The 17,039-nt window shown below is 68.9% G+C and carries 25 protein-coding genes, 1 tRNA gene and 2 pseudogenes; 10 read left to right on the top strand and 18 right to left on the bottom strand.

Translation table 11 applies throughout. The features are described 5' to 3' along the window. Positions 1–277: pseudogene (locus tag AD72_RS37115) on the top strand (XRE family transcriptional regulator); the annotation flags it as partial. 201 nt (positions 278–478) lie between these two features. Here the strand turns inward: AD72_RS37115 and AD72_RS06970 are convergent. After that, positions 479–2,002: a flavin-containing monooxygenase gene (locus tag AD72_RS06970; protein ID WP_031465580.1), complete on the bottom strand. Its 1,524-nt coding sequence runs from the start codon at positions 2,000–2,002 to the stop codon at positions 479–481. A 143-nt stretch (positions 2,003–2,145) separates the two neighbouring features. Between AD72_RS06970 and AD72_RS06965 the strand changes: the two genes are divergently transcribed. Beyond that, complete coding sequence (locus tag AD72_RS06965) at positions 2,146–2,739, top strand: TetR/AcrR family transcriptional regulator (RefSeq protein ID WP_031465579.1); 594 nt, start codon at positions 2,146–2,148, stop codon at positions 2,737–2,739. A 79-nt stretch (positions 2,740–2,818) separates the two neighbouring features. Then, on the top strand, positions 2,819–3,238 hold the full coding sequence (locus tag AD72_RS06960; protein ID WP_037345070.1) for a hypothetical protein: 420 nt from the start codon (positions 2,819–2,821) through the stop codon (positions 3,236–3,238). Between the two features lie 3 nt (positions 3,239–3,241). Here AD72_RS06960 and AD72_RS06955 read toward each other — a convergent pair whose 3' ends face one another. After that, positions 3,242–3,463 carry a DUF3618 domain-containing protein gene (locus AD72_RS06955; RefSeq protein ID WP_031465577.1) on the bottom strand — a complete coding sequence of 74 codons (222 nt, stop codon included), beginning with the start codon at positions 3,461–3,463 and terminating at the stop codon, positions 3,242–3,244. 93 nt (positions 3,464–3,556) lie between these two features. On the opposite strand from AD72_RS06955, the gene AD72_RS06950 reads away from it, so the two are divergent. Next, positions 3,557–3,630, top strand: a tRNA-Leu gene (locus AD72_RS06950). Positions 3,631–3,704: 74 nt separating this feature from the next. Here AD72_RS06950 and AD72_RS06945 read toward each other — a convergent pair. Genes AD72_RS06945 through AD72_RS06935 form a run of 3 tightly spaced genes read right to left on the bottom strand, consistent with a single transcriptional unit; the run spans position 3,705 to position 5,005 of the window. Beyond that, on the bottom strand, positions 3,705–4,070 hold the full coding sequence (locus AD72_RS06945) for a hypothetical protein (RefSeq protein WP_031465576.1): 366 nt from the start codon (positions 4,068–4,070) through the stop codon (positions 3,705–3,707). 42 nt (positions 4,071–4,112) lie between these two features. Next, positions 4,113–4,427 (bottom strand): hypothetical protein, encoded by a 315-nt coding sequence (locus AD72_RS06940; RefSeq protein WP_156365073.1) that lies wholly within the window; start codon positions 4,425–4,427, stop codon positions 4,113–4,115. A gap of 11 nt (positions 4,428–4,438) precedes the next feature. Further along, positions 4,439–5,005, bottom strand: coding sequence for an isochorismatase family protein (locus AD72_RS06935; protein ID WP_031465574.1), 567 nt, complete (start codon positions 5,003–5,005; stop codon positions 4,439–4,441). Positions 5,006–5,318: 313 nt separating this feature from the next. On the opposite strand from AD72_RS06935, the gene AD72_RS06930 reads away from it, so the two are divergent. From AD72_RS06930 to bcp, 3 genes are read left to right on the top strand one after another with little or no spacing between them, the layout of a single operon-like run. After that, positions 5,319–5,738, top strand: coding sequence for a hypothetical protein (locus AD72_RS06930; RefSeq protein ID WP_031465573.1), 420 nt, complete (start codon positions 5,319–5,321; stop codon positions 5,736–5,738). Continuing rightward, positions 5,729–5,890 (top strand): hypothetical protein, encoded by a 162-nt coding sequence (locus AD72_RS36395; RefSeq protein WP_156365072.1) that lies wholly within the window; start codon positions 5,729–5,731, stop codon positions 5,888–5,890. The genes AD72_RS06930 and AD72_RS36395 overlap by 10 nt, the downstream gene beginning before the upstream one ends. Before the next feature lie 19 nt (positions 5,891–5,909). Beyond that, positions 5,910–6,377, top strand: a complete 468-nt coding sequence (gene bcp, locus AD72_RS06925; protein WP_031465572.1) for a thioredoxin-dependent thiol peroxidase — start codon at positions 5,910–5,912, stop codon at positions 6,375–6,377. Between the two features lie 15 nt (positions 6,378–6,392). Here the strand turns inward: bcp and rdgB are convergent, their stop codons facing one another. From rdgB to AD72_RS06900, 5 genes are all read right to left on the bottom strand, one after another. Further along, complete coding sequence (gene rdgB, locus AD72_RS06920; protein ID WP_031465571.1) at positions 6,393–7,001, bottom strand: RdgB/HAM1 family non-canonical purine NTP pyrophosphatase; 609 nt, start codon at positions 6,999–7,001, stop codon at positions 6,393–6,395. Beyond that, complete coding sequence (rph, locus tag AD72_RS06915) at positions 6,998–7,783, bottom strand: ribonuclease PH (protein WP_031465570.1); 786 nt, start codon at positions 7,781–7,783, stop codon at positions 6,998–7,000. Before rph ends, rdgB begins: the two co-directional genes overlap by 4 nt. A 9-nt stretch (positions 7,784–7,792) precedes the next feature. Beyond that, complete coding sequence (locus AD72_RS06910) at positions 7,793–8,563, bottom strand: MBL fold metallo-hydrolase (protein WP_037345061.1); 771 nt, start codon at positions 8,561–8,563, stop codon at positions 7,793–7,795. Positions 8,564–8,632: 69 nt separating this feature from the next. Next, entirely contained in the window at positions 8,633–9,430 is a 798-nt protein-coding gene (murI, locus tag AD72_RS06905) for a glutamate racemase (protein ID WP_031465568.1), read from the bottom strand. After that, the gene (locus tag AD72_RS06900) at positions 9,427–10,089 is read right to left on the bottom strand and encodes a rhomboid family intramembrane serine protease (protein ID WP_031465567.1); all 663 of its coding nucleotides are present in this window, start codon (positions 10,087–10,089) and stop codon (positions 9,427–9,429) included. Before AD72_RS06900 ends, murI begins: the two co-directional genes overlap by 4 nt. A 111-nt stretch (positions 10,090–10,200) precedes the next feature. Between AD72_RS06900 and AD72_RS06895 the strand changes: the two genes are divergently transcribed. Both AD72_RS06895 and AD72_RS06890 read left to right on the top strand, forming a co-directional pair. After that, positions 10,201–11,826 (top strand): amidohydrolase, encoded by a 1,626-nt coding sequence (locus AD72_RS06895; protein ID WP_031465566.1) that lies wholly within the window; start codon positions 10,201–10,203, stop codon positions 11,824–11,826. Beyond that, positions 11,826–12,365, top strand: a complete 540-nt coding sequence (locus tag AD72_RS06890; RefSeq protein ID WP_051898115.1) for a DinB family protein — start codon at positions 11,826–11,828, stop codon at positions 12,363–12,365. The genes AD72_RS06895 and AD72_RS06890 overlap by 1 nt, the downstream gene beginning before the upstream one ends. Before the next feature lie 4 nt (positions 12,366–12,369). Here the strand turns inward: AD72_RS06890 and AD72_RS36390 are convergent, their stop codons facing one another. From AD72_RS36390 to AD72_RS06855, 8 genes and pseudogenes are all read right to left on the bottom strand, one after another. After that, positions 12,370–12,558: a hypothetical protein gene (locus AD72_RS36390; RefSeq protein WP_031465564.1), complete on the bottom strand. Its 189-nt coding sequence runs from the start codon at positions 12,556–12,558 to the stop codon at positions 12,370–12,372. Positions 12,559–12,583: 25 nt separating this feature from the next. Then, positions 12,584–12,727 (bottom strand): annotated as a pseudogene (locus AD72_RS38155) (Uma2 family endonuclease); the annotation flags it as partial. A gap of 125 nt (positions 12,728–12,852) precedes the next feature. Next, complete coding sequence (locus AD72_RS06880; RefSeq protein WP_031465563.1) at positions 12,853–13,803, bottom strand: PLP-dependent cysteine synthase family protein; 951 nt, start codon at positions 13,801–13,803, stop codon at positions 12,853–12,855. Position 13,804: 1 nt separating this feature from the next. Further along, on the bottom strand, positions 13,805–14,077 hold the full coding sequence (locus AD72_RS06875) for a MoaD/ThiS family protein (protein WP_031465562.1): 273 nt from the start codon (positions 14,075–14,077) through the stop codon (positions 13,805–13,807). Positions 14,078–14,133: 56 nt separating this feature from the next. Next, positions 14,134–14,541 carry a M67 family metallopeptidase gene (locus AD72_RS06870; RefSeq protein ID WP_031465561.1) on the bottom strand — a complete coding sequence of 136 codons (408 nt, stop codon included), beginning with the start codon at positions 14,539–14,541 and terminating at the stop codon, positions 14,134–14,136. A gap of 10 nt (positions 14,542–14,551) precedes the next feature. Next, the gene (locus AD72_RS06865; RefSeq protein ID WP_051898111.1) at positions 14,552–15,526 is read right to left on the bottom strand and encodes a bifunctional helix-turn-helix transcriptional regulator/GNAT family N-acetyltransferase; all 975 of its coding nucleotides are present in this window, start codon (positions 15,524–15,526) and stop codon (positions 14,552–14,554) included. Between the two features lie 38 nt (positions 15,527–15,564). Continuing rightward, positions 15,565–16,020, bottom strand: coding sequence for a DUF2017 family protein (locus AD72_RS06860; protein ID WP_031465559.1), 456 nt, complete (start codon positions 16,018–16,020; stop codon positions 15,565–15,567). Beyond that, positions 16,013–16,255 carry an ATP-dependent Clp protease adaptor ClpS gene (locus AD72_RS06855; RefSeq protein WP_031465558.1) on the bottom strand — a complete coding sequence of 81 codons (243 nt, stop codon included), beginning with the start codon at positions 16,253–16,255 and terminating at the stop codon, positions 16,013–16,015. Before AD72_RS06855 ends, AD72_RS06860 begins: the two co-directional genes overlap by 8 nt. A gap of 20 nt (positions 16,256–16,275) precedes the next feature. Here AD72_RS06855 and AD72_RS06850 point away from each other — a divergent pair, with 20 nt between their 5' ends. Continuing rightward, positions 16,276–16,992, top strand: a complete 717-nt coding sequence (locus AD72_RS06850) for a VIT1/CCC1 transporter family protein (RefSeq protein ID WP_031465557.1) — start codon at positions 16,276–16,278, stop codon at positions 16,990–16,992. The last annotated feature ends 47 nt before the right edge of the window (positions 16,993–17,039 follow it).

The following is a 17,039-nucleotide window of genomic DNA, read 5'->3' as shown; positions in this document are numbered from 1 at the left end:
GCGCGTGCACGACCGCGTCTTCGGCAACGACCGGTCCGGCAAGGTCAAGATCGACCTCGGCAAGGTCGCCAAGGACGACCAGCCGGAGCTGCGCCCCTTCCGCCGATGGGCGCGCGACCGGCTCGGTGAGGTCGGGGCGACCCAGGAGATCGCGCTCGACCTTCCCGCACTCGAACAACTCGCCGCCCTGTGCGGACTCGACACCGTCGAACTGGTCAGCAAACTCCGCCCGTTCACCAACCGCACCGCCGAACAAAGCGGATTCACCCCCCGCTGACCCCAGCACCACCGACCCGCCGACCCGCCGACCCGGCGTCCGCGCGACCGGCTCGGCGAGATCGGGGCGCCCCAGACTGAAAGGCGGCTTCCCCCGCTGACCTAAGCACCACCGCCCCCAAGCCAACCGAGCCTCCCGCACACGAATCGGGCGCGATCCCCCGCGGGGTGGGATCGCGCCCGATTCGATGAACTCGCCGGATCAGCCCGCCTTGACCAGGTCCTCGTCCTGGGTCAGCTGGGGACTGCGGCCGAGCAGCGCGAACTCGGCGGGAGCGATCCGCCGGGTCCGGCGCCAGTAGTTGAAGGTGAACCCCGGCCAGACGGTGCGGTTCACGCCCTTGCTGTCCAGGTACCAGCTCGTGCAGCCACCGGTCGACCACACGCCGTTCTCCAGCTGCTGCTGCACATCCTGGTTGAACCGGTCCTGCACGGACTTGCGCACCTCGATGGCGCCCGCCTTGCCCTTGTCGACCAGCTGGATCGCCTCGCCGACGTAACGCATCTGCTGCTCGATCATGAACACCACCGAGTTGTGTCCCAGCCCGGTGTTCGGCCCGAGCAGGAAGAACAGGTTCGGGAACCCGGCGACGGCGATCCCGTTGTGCGTCTGGATCCCGTTCTCCTGCCAGGTCTTGTCCAGCCGCTGCCCCTCGCGCCCGATCACGTCCAGGTACTCGAGGGAATCGGTCACGTGAAACCCGGTGCCGTAGATGATCGCGTCGACCTCGTGTTCCACCCCGGCCGAGTCCACCACCGAATGCTCGCGCACCTCGGCGATCCCGTCGGTGATCACGTCGACGTTGTCCCGGTTCAGTGCCGGGTAGTAGTCATTGGACTTGAGCACCCGCTTGCAGCCCATGGTGTAGTCCGGGGTGAGCTTGCGGCGCAGTTCCCGGTCCTTGATGCTCGCGGCCATGTGCTTGCGCGCCACCTGCTCAGCGAGCCGCATCAGCCACGACTGCCCGTTGAACCCGATCGCGCGCATCTCGTTGATCCAGTACAGGAAGTCGCGGTAGAGGGTCTGGGCGAACGGGATCCGTTTGAACGCCTGCCGCGCCCAGCCCGGCATGTCGTAGTCGCCCTTGGGCATGATCCACGGCGGGGTGCGCTGGAACAGTTCCAGCTTCGCCACCTCGGGCGCGATCTGCGGCACGAACTGCACCGCGGAGGCGCCGGTCCCGACCACCGCGACCTTCTTGCCCCGCAGGTCGAAGTCGTGGTCCCACTCCGCGGAGTGGAAGGCGGTCCCCTCGAAACGTTCGATCCCGGGCAGCGCGGGCACGTTCGGAATGTGCAGCGCCCCGATCCCGGAGACCAGGAACTGCGCGCGGTACTCGGTGCCCTCGGCATCGTAGATCCGCCAGAAGCTGCGCTCCTCGTCCCAGCGGGCCGTCTTCACCTCGACCCCATAGCGCATGTGCCGGTACAGATCGTGCTTGCGGGCCACCCCGCGCAGGTACTCCCAGATCTCCGGTTGCGGCGAGTAGGAGCGGCTCCAGTCCGGGTTCTGCTCGAACGAGAACGAGTACATGTGTGACTGAATGTCGCAGGCGCAGCCCGGGTAGGTGTTGTCCCGCCAGGTGCCGCCGACATCCTTGGCCTTCTCCAGGATCACGAAGTCCTCGATGCCGTCCTGCTTGAGCCTGATGCCCATGCCGAGGCCGGAAAATCCGCTGCCGATGATCGCCACCTTGGCGATCGCCTGACTTGTCGGTTCAGCCATGCCTGTGCTCCTGCCGTGCTCGAATGGCGTCCTGCCGTGATGTTACTACAAGTAGGTTACCGATGGTAGATTAGATCGCGGATTCGCGTAGACTGAGCCCCGTGACGGCCACCGGAAACGAACAGGCACCAGTTCGCAAACGCATGCCCCGAGCCGAGCGGGAGCGGCAGATGCTCACCGTCGCGGAGGAGATCTTCGCCGCGCGCGGGTTCGTGGCCACCTCGATGGACGAGATCGCCGAACGGGTCGGCGTGTCCAAGCCGATGCTCTACGAATACTTCGGCTCCAAGGAAGGCCTGCTCATCGGCACCATCCGGCAGGCGCGCGCCGAACTGCGACGGAGCACCGAGGAGGCCGTGCTCGGGGCGATCGACATCGAGGACGCCCTGCGCAAAGGGCTCGTCGCCTTCTTCGAGTTCATCACGAACCACCGCCAGGCCTGGTCACTGCTGCGCAACGAGGGCGCGCTGATGGCCAACTCCGCGGGCTCCGAGGTCGAGCAGACCCGTCAGCAGCAGACCAACCTCATGACCGCGCTCATGCAGGGCTTCGCCCCCACCACGGACGAGAAGTCCAGGGAGGCCGCGGCCGAGATCCTGCTCGGCGCCTGTGAACGGCTCGCCACCTGGTGTGAGCACCGCGACGAGGTCACTCCGGCGCAGGCGGCCGAATACATCATGCGTGGGTGCTGGTACGGCATGCTCGCCGAGTTTCGCGGGGACGCCCAGAACGCGTAGATTACCCGTTGGGAGTGATGTGGTCCTCGGTGAACCGTTCGGGAAGGGCGGCCACCGAAGGCAGGAACGGGAGGCAGTGATGCAGGAACCGATCACGATCAACTACACACGTGACGGCGACGACTGGAAACTCACCGCGACCCGCGCCGAGGAGGAACTCAGCGCCAGCGCGACGGGACTGATCGCCGCACGGGACAAGGCCGACCAGCTGGTGGAGAAACTCGCCGCCGGAGAGGGAGAGAAAACCGTCGTGCACCTGCTCGACGGCGACGCCTTCGCCTTCACCGACGCCTACCTGCACGCACGGCTGACCACTGGAACGGGAGCGGCCGCGGAACCGGCGGCATCCGAACCGGCGGAGAGCACATCCACGCAGGTCAACGGCGCCGCGAAGGTCAACGGGAAGGCTTCGGCCACCGAATCGGCGCCCGCCGGGGACAGCGGGAAAGCCCCGGCCCCCGCCGCCGAACCCGAGGCCGACGTCGCCGAGGCCAAATAGTCGCTAGCGGAACAGCTTGCGCAGCACGAGCAGCCCGACCAGGGTTCCGGCGCCGATCAGCGCATACTTGACTTTCGGCTCCGCCAGCTTGGCCTGCACCGTCGAACGGGCCGTATCCGCGAGCCGTTGCGGATTCGCCTTCGCGCCCAGCTGGTCGAGCGTGCCCGCGAGCGCGTCACGCGCCTGCTCGATCTCGTGTTGAATCGTCTCCGGGTCCCGCGCCACAGTTCCTCCTCGTGCCCTGCTGCTGGCCAACCGTAAAGCACCGAACCCGCGAAGTGCAGTCCGGGGCTCGCTGTAGACTCCCCCGCGGAGCTGGGGCCCGTAGCCCAATTGGCAGAGGCACATGGTTTAGGTCCATGCCAGTGAGAGTTCGAGTCTCTCCGGGCCCACCCGATCGACCCGATTCCGCTCGCTGCTCCGCAGCTTCGCCAGGATCGGGCGGTGATGATGTCGAGCCAAGCGCTCACCCCTGGCACCCCAGCACCGGACTGTCCCGGCGGGCCAGCATCTCCGCGTAACAGCGCCGCTCGGCCTCGGTTTCCGCAGGATGATTGGCGTCCATTCCGATGAGCCAGGTCAGTCCACGCCGCTGCACCTGCGGAACCCGGTGATCCGTACCGACGAGAGCGATGGCGTAGAGCGCGTTCTGCTCTCCGGCCCGTTCCTCGGCCCAGCCGAGCACATCCAGTAACCCGGCCCCGGTGATGTCGCAGGTCTCCACGGTCCACGAGGTGTACGGAAGATCGCCGCCGGTGAAGAGGTACACGCGAAATCGCGGATCCGCGTCCTCCCAGCTGCTGTCCCGTTCGTCGACTTCGACGACATGCACGACATCCCCCGATCACGTTTCCGGGCCGTTCGCCGTCCGAGGCTATCGGGGCCGGGGCCGCTCGACCGCCAGGTACAGGCCGAACAACAACATGCCGAGGCCGAGCAGGATCCACCAGGTCCCCCAGGCCGGAATGAGCACCACGGCCCCGATAACGGCCAGCGCCCAGCCCGCGTAGCCGCGCTCGGCCCCGCGCCGCGCACGGATCTCCTCGTATCCGGCCAGTTTCGCGGTCTCGCGCCGGATCCTGCGCCGCACCCGCCGGTACTCATCGGAGCGCGGATCGAGCTCGGCGAGCAGTTCCCGGTCCCGCCGCAGGGCCGCGCGCCATTCGGCACACCCCGGTTCCTCGTTCATCACGGTCTCGTTCACGATCGCCCGGGGGCGGCGAAGTCGAGCTCGGCACTGGTCACCGTGCCCGCTGTCCGGCCGGGAGCCTGGTGGTACCGCCAGTACAGATTGGTGTGCGCGATGACCTGTTCCGGAGTGGGCGCACCGAACCGGCTGAGGTCCTCGGTGGTGTGCGCATCGGCGATCAGGATCGTGTCGTAGCCGCGCACGATGGCACCGTGCAAGGTCGAGCGGATACACTCGTCGGTCTGTGCTCCGGCGAGGAACACCCTGCCGGCCCCGCGCTCCGCGAGCGCCTGCTCGAGGCCGGTCTCCTCGAAGGCATCGGCGTAGCTCTTGCGCAGTACCGGTTCGTCCGGATACGGCACGAGCTCGGACACGTACTGCCAGCCCTCGCTGCCTTCGGGCAGTTCCTCGCCACAGTGCTGCATCCAGAGCACCGGAACCTCGCCGGCGCGCGCCCTGGCCACCAGGCTCGCGACAGTGGCCACGATCGTGTCCCGGTCGTGGGCCTGTGCGAGGACGCCGTTCTGCATGTCGAGCACGAGCAGCGCGCTGTTCGGCCGGTCGACGAGCGTGGTCACGTGAGCCTCCCGATCGCAGGAGATCAGGTTACGCCCGAAACAGCGCGATACGGACCCCTTTTTCGCCCCGGGCAGGGCCCTGGACAAGTAAGGGCCCCCGCGCTCAACCAGCCTGGGGGTCACCGGGAGCGCGGGGGCGGAGGCCGCCGCTGGGGTTCGACGGCTAAGACTTACGGTAGCGGAGCACACACAACTCGTGACGCCTCCATTTGGGGGAATTTTCGTCTCCGGGCACCGACATAACGCCAGATCACCTGGGTAAAATTGCACTCTGCACGCTCGAACTTCACGACGGTGACGGTAGGGTTCCCCCATGGACAACGCGGCCGAGCAAGCGAATCCGGTGCCCGGGGAGGCGGAGGCCGGACCGGGGACGGTACTGAATGCGACACCCGCCCTGACCGCGGCCGAGTTCGCCGAGCGGTTCAACGGATACGCGCAGGCCGCACGGGCCACGGCCATGCAGGCGAAAGCCAAGAGCGACGCCTACGGTGAACAGCTGGCCAACGCGCGCGCCGACGTCTACGAGAAAGCCGCGGGCATGGTCGGCAGGCTGCCGCTGGACCAGGCCGCCACGGACATGATGAGCATCGCGGGCAAGACGCACGTGCGCAAAGCGCCGCTGATGGACTTCGACAGCAGCGGCCTGCAGTACATCGCCTCTCGTGCCTGGCAATACTGCGCGCTCACGATCGACCCGAACCTGCCCGAGCAGGCACCCGCATGGGAGTGAACGGCTGGGTTCGCTGGCTGGAGACCCGGGGGCTGTACGAACCCGGCGAACAGACGAGCACCCGTACGGACTGGCGCAATCTCGCCGTCGTTTCCGTGCTCTGGTTCCTCGGGGCGGGGCTACTGCTCGCCTTCCTCGTGTTCGCGCGGTGACACCCGATACCGTGGCGCCATGACGGAACGGTTGTCAGAAGGCCAGCAAGCGCCCGCGTTCACCCTCCCGGACTCGACCGGGAAACAGATCTCCCTCGCCGACTACAAGGGCGGCAAGGTGATCGTCTACTGCTACCCGGCGGCGAGCACCCCGGGCTGCACCAAACAAGCGTGCGACTTCACCGAAAACCTCGCCCTGCTCAACGACGCGGGCTACGCGGTGCTCGGTGTTTCCCCGGACAAGCCGGAAAAGCTCGCCAAGTTCATCACCGAGGAGAACCTGACCTTCCCGCTGCTCTCCGATGTGGACAAGACCATGATGACCGCATGGGGCGCGTTCGGCGAGAAGAAGAACTACGGCAAGGTCGTGCAGGGCGTCATCCGCTCGACCTTCGTGGTCGACGAACAGGGCCGCATCGAACGTGCGCTGTACAACGTCCGCGCGACCGGCCATGTCGCCCGGCTGATCAAGGACCTCGGCGTCTAGATCGGAGAGCCCCGCTCAGGATTCGGCGAAGGCGCGCAGCGCGGGGAGCAGTTCGCGCAGGGCGCGGCCGCGGTGCGAGAGCTCGTCCTTGCGTTCATCGGACAGTTCCGCCGCGGTGTACTCGGGTTCCTCGAGCGGGGCGAAGATCGGGTCGTAGCCGAACCCGTTGGTGCCACGGGGTTCGCGCACGAGGCGGCCGGGCCAGGTACCGCGCACGACGGTTTCCTGGCCATCCGGCCGCACCAGGGCCGCGGCGCTGACGAACGCGGCGCCGAGCCGTTCCTCGGGCACGTCGCGCACCTGGGCGAGCAGCAGTTCGAGGTTGGCCTTGTCCTGGCCGTGCTGCCCGGACCAGCGCGCGGACAGTACCCCGGGCATGCCGTTGAGTGCGTCCACGGCGAGCCCGGAGTCGTCGGCGACCGCGGCGAGTCCGGTGGCGCGCACCGCATCGCGCGCCTTGTCGAGGGCGTTCCCCTCGAAATCCGGCGCGGTCTCGGGGGCCTCATCGAAGGGCGGGACGGAGTTGAGGTCCACGAGCTCGACTCCGATCCCCGCGGCGGCGAGGATGCGCTCGAGCTCCACGCGCTTGTGCTTGTTGCGCGTGGCGATCAGCAAGGTGCTCATTTGCCCTTGCCCTTCCCGCCGGACTTGCCCGCCGGGGGCTCGGGCAGTTCTCCGGGGTAGGGCGCCTCGAGCGCGGCGGCCTGGATCTTGCAGAGCTCGTCGCAGCCCGCGGTGGCCAGGTCGAGCATCTTGTCGAGGGTGGAGCGGGGGAAGGTGGCGCCCTCCCCGGTGCCCTGCACCTCGACCAGGGTGCCCGCGTCGGTGGCGACCACGTTCATGTCGACCTCGGCGCGCGAGTCCTCTTCGTAGGGCAGGTCGAGCCGGACCCGGCCGTCGACAACGCCGACGCTGATCGCGGAAACGGCGCAGGAAAGCGGTTTCGGGTCGGCGAGCGCTCCGGCGGCGCGCAGCCAGGTGACGGCGTCGTGCAGGGCGACGTAGCCGCCGGTGATCGCCGCGGTCCGGGTTCCGCCGTCGGCCTGCAGGACATCGCAGTCGATCACGATGGTGTTCTCACCGAGCGCGGCGAGGTCGATGCAGGCGCGCAGCGATCGGCCGACGAGCCGGGAGATCTCGTGGGTGCGCCCGCCGATCTTGCCCTTGACGGATTCCCGGTCGCCGCGGGTGTGCGTCGCGGAGGGGAGCATCGCGTACTCGGCGGTCACCCAGCCGAGCCCGGAACCGGTACGCCAGCGCGGGACCCCTTCGGTGACACTCGCGGCGCACAGCACGCGGGTGTTGCCGAACTCGACGAGTACCGAGCCGGCGGGCCAGTCCTGGAAGCCCCGGGTGAGTTTGATGTCCCGAAGCTGGTCATCGTTTCTGCCATCGGTGCGAGCCACGCGAACACCCTATATGGCATACCTCGAGCCGCTGCTGACCACCGTTGGGCGGGCCCCGTACGACTCCTTGGCCTCGGCGATCACCGCGGCAGGATCGGTCCACGGCGGGATGTGGGTCAGCAGCAGCCGCTTGGCCCCGGTCCGCGCGGCGAGCTCACCGGCCTCGCGCCCGGAAAGGTGCAGTGCGGGCGGGCGGTCCGGACCGTGGGTCCAGGAGGCCTCGCACAGCAGCGCGTCGGCGTCCGCGGCGAGGTCCTCGAGCGCCGGAGTCATGGCGGTGTCCCCGGTGTAGGCGAGCACGGTGTCGCCGTGCCGGATCCGGAAACCGAAGGCCTCGCACACGTGCAGCACCGGGAACACGGTGACCTCGAAGGGACCCAGGTGCAGGGTCTGCGCGGACAGCGGGTGGAAGGCGAACACGTCACCGAGATCGGTCTCGGCGAGCTCGGCCGAGGACGGGGCGTGGGCGGCGGCCAGCCTGCTCGGTGCCTCGGCGGGGGCGTACACGTCGAGCTTGTGCTGCCGTGGGTCGTAGGGCGGCTCGGGGTGGAACCGCCGGTGCACGATCAGCGAGGTGAAGTCCGCGCAGTGGTCCGGATGCAGGTGCGAGAGCAGCAGCGCGTCGATCGCGAACGGATCGAGCAGGGCGGAGAGCACCGAGAGGGTCCCGTTGCCCAGATCCATGACCAGCCGGTATCCCTCGGCCTCGACGAGGTACCCGGAGGCGGGCGCGCCTGGCCCGGCGAAACTACCCGAGCATCCCAAGACCGTCAGCTGCACATTGTGCAGCGTTACATACTGCGGACGGGCATCAAAAGGGCGAGCGGTACGGACCACACCGTGATCCAGCTAGCTGTGTCCCAGGCTGGGGACGAGATGATGGCCCAAGAACCGGGCGGCCAGCTTGTCGAAGGCGCCCTGGTCACCGGTGGCGAGCACGACGTGTTCCGGTGGCCGGTCCTCCGGTGCGGCGAGCTCGGTCTCGGTGAGCACGCGCACCACATCCTTGGTGGTCTCCTCGGCGCTGGAGACGAGCGTGACCGAGTCCCCCATCGCGATCTGCAGTACCCCGGTGAGCAGCGGATAGTGCGTGCAACCGAGCACCAGGGTGTCCACATCGGCGCGCTGCAGCGGTTCCAGGTATCCCTGGGCGAGGCCGAGCACCTGCCGCCCTGAGGTGATGCCGCGCTCCACGAAGTCGACGAACCGCGGGCAGGCGACACTGGTCACGGTGAGCCCGCTGGCCGCGACGAAGGCGTCCTCGTAGGCGCGGGAGCGCACGGTTCCCTCGGTGCCGATCACCCCGACCCGCCCGCTGCGCGTGGTGTTCACCGCGCGGCGCACCGCGGGGAGCACCACCTCGATGACCGGGATGTCGTAGCGTTCCCGCGCATCCCGCAGACAGGCAGCCGAGGCCGTATTGCAGGCGATGACCAGCATCTTCACCCCGTCGGCCACGAGCCCGTCCAGCAGCTCGATGGCACGGGCCCGCACCGTGGCGATCGGCAGCGGGCCGTACGGGGCCACCGCGGTGTCCCCGACGTAGCGGATCGATTCACCGGGCAGCTGGTCCATGATCGCCCTGGCGACCGTGAGCCCACCGACGCCGGAATCGAAGACGCCGATGGGCGAGGAACTCGTGCTCACGGATTGACGATGGTAGTCGGCGCGCTTTCCTCGCTCTTGCGCTTGCCCGCCTTCGCCGCCTTGGCCGCGAGCCAGGCGGCCAACACCCCGCCGAGTGCGCCGAACAGGTGCGCCTGCCAGGAGATGTTCGGGTGCAGCCCGGGGATGAGCCCGAGCAGGGTGGAGCCCCAGAAGAACAGCAGCACGATCGCCACGATGATCTGCCCGAAGCTGCGGTTGAACAGCCCGCGGACGAGCAGGAAGGCCAGCCAGCCGAAGGCGATCCCGGAAGCGCCGATGGTCACCCCGCTGCCGGTCAGCCACACCCCGATCCCGGAGACCAGCCAGATCAGCACGGTGGAGGCGATCCACGGCCCGATCCCGACGGCCATGGCGAGGAACCCGAAGATCAGCACCGGGATCGTGTTGCCGAGCAGGTGCGCCCAGCCGCCGTGCAGCAGCGGCGCCCAGACGATGCCGGGCAGCCCGGAGAGCGAGCGCGGCACGATCCCGTATTGACGCAGATCCCAGTGGAAGCCGAGCCAGTTCACCAGCGAGATCAGGTAGAGCGCCGCGGTGAACGAGGCGATCACCAGACCCGCGCGCACCGGGGAAGCGGGCAGGACGCGTTTGGTCAGCGAGGTGCTCGTGGCCGGTACCGGAGCGGGCTGCGTGGTCATGTCTCCACGGTAGCCGCGTGAATGGTCCATTGGCTCGGGGAGAACCCTGGGATTCCCCAGGGTTCGCGTGCGAGGATGCCCTCAATCGCGACAACCCGAGGGAGAGTTTCCGTGACCGAACGGCTCAGCGGCGAACCGCAGATCGTCACCGCTGCCCACATCCACACCATGACCGGCGAGCCCGCGCAGGCCTTCGCGTACTCCGGCGAGCGGATCCTCGCCACCGGGGACCTCGCCGAGTTGCGGGAGTCCTTTCCCGGGGCACGGGTGCACGATTTCGGCGCGGCCACGGTGGTTCCCGGGTTCAACGACGCGCACCAGCACCCGACCATCTGCGCCGAGCAGACCCTGCAGGTCGACCTCTCCCCCGAGCGCATCCGGAACACCGAGGACCTGATCGCCGCGCTCGCCGAACGGGCCGCGCGCACCCCGAAAGGCCAGTGGGTGATCGGGTCCGGATACGACCACTACCGCAGCAATGGCGGCGCCGAACTGACCCGCGCCGAGCTGGACCGCGCCTGCCCGGAGCACCCGGCACTCGTGGTGAGCGTGACCCTGCACGCGGGCACGGTGAACACCGCGGGGCTCCGGCTCGCCGGGCTGCAGCGGCCCGAGGACGCCCCGCCCGGCGGGGAACTCGGCGTCGGTGCCGATGGCGAACTGAACGGGGTCATGCACGACCAGGTGCTCTACGACCTCGCCTTCCCCGCGTTCACCAAGCGCGAGACGATCGTGCCCCAGCCCGAACCGGCCGATCTGCAGCAGGCGTTCTGCGATTTCGCGATGCGCCTGCACGCGGCCGGGATCACCTCGGTCGGGGACGCCCTGGTCGCACCCAAGAGCTGGGAACTGCTCGACGCCGTGGAACGCAGCGGACGGCTCACGCTGCGGGTCAACGCGCTGGCCTCCTACGACCACTTCGACTATTTCCGCGCGCTCGACCGCCCCATCCCGGACGCGGTGACCCGGCTGCGTCTCGGCGGGATCAAGACCTTCGCGGACGGTGCGGTCAACGGCGGCATGTGCCTCGTCGAGGAACCGGTCATCGGCGCGACGGGCAACGGGATCGCGCGCATGGAGCCCGAGGAGATGAACGAGGTCGTGCGCACCGTGCACGATGCGGGCTGGCGGGTGGCGGTGCACGCCAACGGGGACCGCGCGGTGCGCTATGTGCTGGACGCGATCGAGGCCGCGCAGCAGGCGAACCCGCGCGCGGATGTGCGCCACCGGCTGGAACACACCAGCGTGCTCAACGCCGAGGTGATCAAGCGGATGGCCGATCTCGGCGCGGTCGCGGTGCCGTTCGCCGAGTACGCGCTCGCGCACGGGGACAAGCTGCGTGCCTACTACGAACCCGAGCGCCGCGAGCGGATGTTCGCCCACCGCGCGCTACTCGATGCCGGAGTGGCCGTCGCCGGTTCCTCCGACTACCCGTGCGGCCCCTACGAACCGCTGTTCGCGATGCGCAGCTGCGTGGCCCGCAAGGACCGCACCGGTGCCGAATTCGGTCCCTCGCAACGGATTTCGGCCACCGAGGCACTCGCCCTGTTCACCACGGGCGCGGCGTACAGCTCGGCCGAGGAACACACCAAGGGCAAGCTCGCGAAGGGCCAGCTCGCCGATTTCGTGGTGCTCGGCGCGGATCCGGCGCAGGTGGATCCGGACGAGCTCACCGAGATCCCGGTCCGCCAGACCTGGGTCGGCGGCGAACGCGTCTGGGCCGCGGACGGAGAATGATGGACGACAACGGCGGCGAGGGCACCGAGAACGGCATCCGGCACGGCATCACCGAACCGTCCCACCGGGGCGACGAGCGCACCGCGCTGCTCGGTTTCCTTCGCCGCCAGCGCGAACTGGTGGCCTGGAAGCTTCGCGACACCCCCGAGGACGTGCTGCGCTCGGTGTCCACGCCGAGCGGGATGACCCTGCCCGGCGTGGTGCGTCACCTGACCAATGTGGAGCGCTCCTGGATCCGGGACGTCTTCGCCGGGCAGGAGGGGCTGGTCTTCGACTGGAGCGAGGCGGACCCCGACGGGGAGTTCCACGTTCCCGGCGAGGTCACCATGACCGCATTGCTCGCCGACTACGCAGCCGAGGCCCGGCGCTGCGAGGCGGTGGTCTCGGCGGCCGCGTCGCTGGACGTGCCCTCGGCCACGCGTGGTTTCTCGCTGCGGTGGATCCTGCTGCACCTGATCGAGGAAACCGCGCGGCACCTGGGGCACATCGACCTGCTCCGGGAGAACGCCGACGGCCGGGTCGGTGAGGAACCGGGCTGAGCCGTCACGATACGAGCGCGCGCGGATCGAGCGTGACCGGCGCTCCCCCGACCAGAAAGCCGGTCGCGCCGGTGTGGTCCCCGATCGGCTGGTATCCGGTCGCCGTGCGCACGTGCGCGGTCAGCACGGGCACGGTGCCCGGCGTCGGCTTGTCCCGGTCGAGCTTCGGCGTACTCGGCGAGTTCGGTGACACGATCGGTAGGCCGGGATCCCGGGGAAAGCACCTCGACGACCAGGTGCACATCGTCCGGCGCGAACCGGGGAGGACTACGCGCGAACGCGGCCGCGGTCACCACCAACACATCCGGTGCACGCACCGCCGGCGGTACCTCGGTGAGCAGCAGTTCGCACTCGACCTTCACTGCCGATGTCTCGGCGGGCAACGCCGCTTCGAGTTGATTGGCCAGTCGCCGGGCAGCCCCGCTGGTGAGCCGGTAGCGGCCGCGGTGTCACCGCGGAAACCGAGCCGACGGATTCCCCGGGGGGATCAGGCCCACAAATGGCCGTCGAGGCGCTCCGCCGCGTCGTCCAGGGTGCCCGAATAGGCTCCGGTGGAGAGGTACTTCCAGCCACCGTCGGCGACCACGAACACCACATCGGCCGGTTTGCCCGCGCGCACCGCCTTGTCCGCGGTGGCGAGCGCGGCGTGCACGATCGCCCCGGTGGAGATGCCCGCGAAGATCCCTTCGGTCTCCAGCAGCTGACGGGTACGGCGCAGCGCGTCGTAGGAGCCGACGGAGTAGCGGCCGGTGAGCACATCCGGGTCGTAGAGCTCGGGAACGAAACCCTCGTCCAGGTTCCGCAGTCCGTAGACGAGCTCGCCGTACCGCGGTTCCGCGGCGATCACCTGTACCTCGGGCTTCTGCTCGCGCAGGTACCTGCCGACCCCCACGAGGGTTCCGGTGGTGCCGAGCCCGGCGACGAAGTGGGTCACCGAGGGCAGGTCACGCAGGATCTCCGGGCCGGTGCCCGCATAGTGCGCGCGGGCGTTGGCCGGGTTGCCGTACTGGTAGAGCATCACCCAGTCGTCGTGATCCTTGGCGAGCTCCTTGGCGCGGCGCACCGCCTCGTTGGAACCGCCCTCGGCGGGCGAGTAGACGATGCGCGCACCGTAGGCCGCGAGCAGTTGTTTGCGTTCCTCGCTGGTGTTCTCCGGCATCACGCACACCAGGCCGTAGCCCTTGAGTTTCGCCGCCATGGCAAGCGAGATCCCGGTGTTGCCGGAGGTGGGCTCGAGGATGGTGCAGCCCGCGGTGAGCCGCCCGTCCGCCTCGGCCTCCTCGATCATCCGCAGCGCGGGCCGGTCCTTGATGGAACCGGTCGGGTTGCGGTCCTCGAGCTTGGCCCAGAGCCGCACGTCCTCGCTCGGGGACAGCCGGGGAAGGCCGATCAGCGGGGTCTCGCCGAGGGCCTCGAGCAGCGAGGAGTAGCGCGCCACCTCAGCCTCCGGCGACGGCCGGCAGGATCGTGACGTTGTCGCCGTCGGCAACGGTGGCCTCGAGCCCGCCCGCGAAGCGCACATCCTCGTCGTTGACATACACGTTCACGAAGCGGTGCAGGTTCCCGTCCTTGACCAGGCGGCCCTTGATCCCGCCGTGGTTGGCTTCCAGGTCGTCGATCACCTCGGCGAGCGTGGCGCCCTTGGCGTCGACGGACTTCTCGCCGCCGGTGTGGGTACGCAGGATCGTCGGGATCGAGACGGTCACGGCCATGGTGTTTCTCCTCGGAGTTCGGGTTCGGTTATTGCCAGCGCTACGCGAGCTGCTTGTTATTCCGTGATCGACACGTCTTCTTCGGTGACCACACCGTCGAGGATGCGGTAGGAACGGAACTCGTAGCTGTCCGGTTCCCTGGTGGACACCAGCACATAGTGCGCGTTCGGTTCGGAGGCGTACGAGATGTCGGTCCGGCTCGGGTATGCCTCGGTCGCGGTGTGCGAGTGGTAGATCACCACCGGTTCCTCATCGGCGGCGTCCATCTCCCGCCACACCTTGAGCTGCTCGCTCGAATCGAACCGGTAGAAGGTGGGTGACCGCTCCGCGTTGATCATCTCGATCATGCGGACAGGCCGATCCGATCCTTCCGGGCCCGCGATGACCCCGCACGCCTCGTCCGGGTGATCCCGGCGGGCGTGCGCGACGATCGCGTCAACGAGATCTCGACCGATGCTCAACACGCATCCGATCCTACTGGTTGGCGCCGCCCGTTCCAGGGGATGAGATATCCAGCTCGAAGGTCTGGCCGCGCAGCTCTCCGGTGCCGAATCCGGGGTGCGGGGTCTCCTCGACGAGCCGGAATCCGGCCCGTTCGTAGATCCGCCGCGCATCGGTGAGCACGTGCGTGGTCCACAACACGACCTTACGGTATCCGGTGCGGCGGGCGAACTCCACGCATTCGCGCACCAGACGGGAACCCACCCCGAGCCCGCGCGCCCGGGGTTCCACGAGCAGGCAGCGCAGCCGCGCGGTCTCGGCGTCCGCGCGCATGCAGAACACCGCGCCGACGGCCTCCCCGTCCAGCTCGGCGATCCACGCGGCCTCGCGCTCGGTGTCCCCGCGGGCGGCGAAATCGGCGATGATCCCGGCCACCAGGGTTTCGTAGCGCGCATCCCAGCCGTACTCCTCGGCATAGCGAGCCCCGTTGCGGGCGATCACCTGGCCCAGCTCACCCGGGCGGGGCGCGCGCAACACCACGGTGCGCGACCGCGGCCGCTCACCGAGCACCTCGCGCACCGTGCGCAGCGCGTCGAGCAGCCGATCGCGCTCGGGCCCGGTCAGGTCCGCAAGGTGCTCCCCGATGTGCGCCGAGGAGGCCCGATCCTGTTCGGCCTGCGCGGACCTGCCCTTCTCGGTGAGCGTGACCAGGTGTTTGCGCGCGTCCGCGGCGGGTTCCTTGACCGCGAGCCCATCGGCGGCGAACCCGCGCAGGATCCGGCTCAGGTACCCGGGGTCGAGGCCGAGCCGGGTGCGCAGTTCGGTGGTGTCGATGCCCGGGTGCTCGGCGATCTCGTAGAGCACCCGGGATTCGGCCAGCGAGTAGCCGAGCCCCATGGCGCGGTAGTCGAGCAGGCCGATGTGGTTGGTGTAGAAGCGGTTGAACGCGCGGACCTCGCCGATGGCATGCGAGTCCGGTGACTGCCGCGACTTCGTTGTCGATGTCATTGCCCACCTCAAAGAACTCATTGACTTCGTCAATGAGTTTAGATGGCCAAGCCCACCGCTGTCACCAGCTGCGTCTGCACGAACTGCACCCAGGCCACGTTCACCTGGCTCGCCGCCACCCTGCCGAGCAGATCCCCGTCCCGGCGCACGTAGAGCCAGCGCGCGTGGGCAAGGGCGATGAACCAGTCGTCGACCATCCGCTGGTCGGTGAACCGCACCACCGCGGAACCGTCCCAGGCACGCAGCACCCGTTCGAGGGCACCCAGGATCTCCGCGCGCAGCGGCTCGTCCCAGCGCCGGTGGAACTCCTCGTTCCCGTCCGGGTACACATCGGGGGCGAACCGGGCGAGGAACTGGCGCTGTTTGCGGCCGTCCCGGCGGTCCGAGAGCTTGGCACCGAGTTCGGTGAAGATCACCCGCACCGAGACCGCGGTGGGTTCGGAGAACCGCAGTTCCGGAACCTCTCCGGGCACCGCTTCCACGTAGTCATGCACCGCTTGCCTCCTCGGGGGTGATCCGCGCGAGCATGCCGAACACCAGCAGCCGGGCCGCGAGCTCCTCGGCCTCACCCCGCTCCGGGTAGCTGCCCAGCTCGACCGATCCGTCGGCGTGGGCGCGCCGGGCGTAGCTCGCGGCGATCCCCTCCGACCAGCCGAACACGCGGTGCAGCGCGTACGCGACCGCCTCGCTCGCGTTCACATCGTCGGAGATCAGACTCAACCGCACCATGACCGTGCACGATATAGACCATGACGCAGGAGAAGACAACGCATGCCGGTGAACCGCACGAGGCCGGCACCAGCGATCGGCTCAACTGGCTGCGCGCCGGGGTGCTGGGGGCCAATGACGGGATCGTGTCGACCGCGAGCATCGTCGTGGGCGTCGCGGGCGCCAGCGCCACCCCCGCCGCCGTACTCACCGCCGGGGCGGCCGGGCTGTTCGCCGGTGCGATGTCCATGGCCTCCGGGGAGTACGTCTCGGTGTCCAGTCAGCGCGACGCCGAGCAGGCGATGCTGGCCCAGGAACGGGCCGAGCTCGCCGAGGATCCCGAGGCCGAACTGACCGAGCTCGCCGGGATCTACGAGGCCAAGGGGCTGAGCCCGGAACTGGCCCGCCAGGTCGCCGAACAGCTCTCCGCGCACGACGCGCTCGGTGCGCACGCCGCCGCCGAGCTCGGTATCGACCCTGATCACCTGGCCAGTCCGTGGCAGGCGGCACTGAGCAGCTTCCTCGCGTTCAGCGCGGGCGCGATCCTGCCGCTGCTGTCCGGGGTGCTGCTCACCGATCCGTACCGGGTCCCGGTCACCGGTCTCGTGGTGATCCTGGCGCTGATCATCACCGGCACCACCAGCTCCCGGCTCGGGCACGCGCCACGGCTGCGGGCCACGGTGCGCAATGTGCTCGGCGGACTGCTCGCGATGGCGGTGACCTATGGGATCGGCACCCTGGTCGGGCACGCGTTATAGCTGCTTTCCTCCGCGGCGGAGCCGCTTGTCACCCGGCTGTCGGCTGG

It is taken from the genome of Sciscionella sediminilitoris, from assembly GCF_000737195.2.
Lineage (GTDB): Bacteria > Actinomycetota > Actinomycetes > Mycobacteriales > Pseudonocardiaceae > Sciscionella > Sciscionella sediminilitoris.
The sequence above is the reverse complement of the archived record's forward strand: the minus strand, read 5'-3'. Positions and strand labels throughout refer to the sequence as shown.

What these genes read in the sequence shown, in the direction of transcription:
- AD72_RS06960 (WP_037345070.1), top strand. Translation starts at nt 2,819, where the DNA reads ATGCAGGAACCGATCACGATCAACTACACACGTGACGGCGACGACTGG.
- AD72_RS06875 (WP_031465562.1), bottom strand. Translation starts at nt 14,077, where the DNA reads ATGGCCGTGACCGTCTCGATCCCGACGATCCTGCGTACCCACACCGGC.
- AD72_RS06965 (WP_031465579.1), top strand. Translation starts at nt 2,146, where the DNA reads ATGCCCCGAGCCGAGCGGGAGCGGCAGATGCTCACCGTCGCGGAGGAG.
- AD72_RS06900 (WP_031465567.1), bottom strand. Translation starts at nt 10,089, where the DNA reads ATGACCACGCAGCCCGCTCCGGTACCGGCCACGAGCACCTCGCTGACC.
- AD72_RS06865 (WP_051898111.1), bottom strand. Translation starts at nt 15,526, where the DNA reads ATGACATCGACAACGAAGTCGCGGCAGTCACCGGACTCGCATGCCATC.
- rdgB (WP_031465571.1), bottom strand. Translation starts at nt 7,001, where the DNA reads ATGAGCACCTTGCTGATCGCCACGCGCAACAAGCACAAGCGCGTGGAG.
- AD72_RS36395 (WP_156365072.1), top strand. Translation starts at nt 5,729, where the DNA reads ATGGGAGTGAACGGCTGGGTTCGCTGGCTGGAGACCCGGGGGCTGTAC.
- AD72_RS06970 (WP_031465580.1), bottom strand. Translation starts at nt 2,002, where the DNA reads ATGGCTGAACCGACAAGTCAGGCGATCGCCAAGGTGGCGATCATCGGC.
- AD72_RS06890 (WP_051898115.1), top strand. Translation starts at nt 11,826, where the DNA reads ATGGACGACAACGGCGGCGAGGGCACCGAGAACGGCATCCGGCACGGC.
- AD72_RS06930 (WP_031465573.1), top strand. Translation starts at nt 5,319, where the DNA reads ATGGACAACGCGGCCGAGCAAGCGAATCCGGTGCCCGGGGAGGCGGAG.
- AD72_RS06940 (WP_156365073.1), bottom strand. Translation starts at nt 4,427, where the DNA reads ATGAACGAGGAACCGGGGTGTGCCGAATGGCGCGCGGCCCTGCGGCGG.
- AD72_RS06850 (WP_031465557.1), top strand. Translation starts at nt 16,276, where the DNA reads ATGACGCAGGAGAAGACAACGCATGCCGGTGAACCGCACGAGGCCGGC.
- AD72_RS06855 (WP_031465558.1), bottom strand. Translation starts at nt 16,255, where the DNA reads ATGGTGCGGTTGAGTCTGATCTCCGACGATGTGAACGCGAGCGAGGCG.
- bcp (WP_031465572.1), top strand. Translation starts at nt 5,910, where the DNA reads ATGACGGAACGGTTGTCAGAAGGCCAGCAAGCGCCCGCGTTCACCCTC.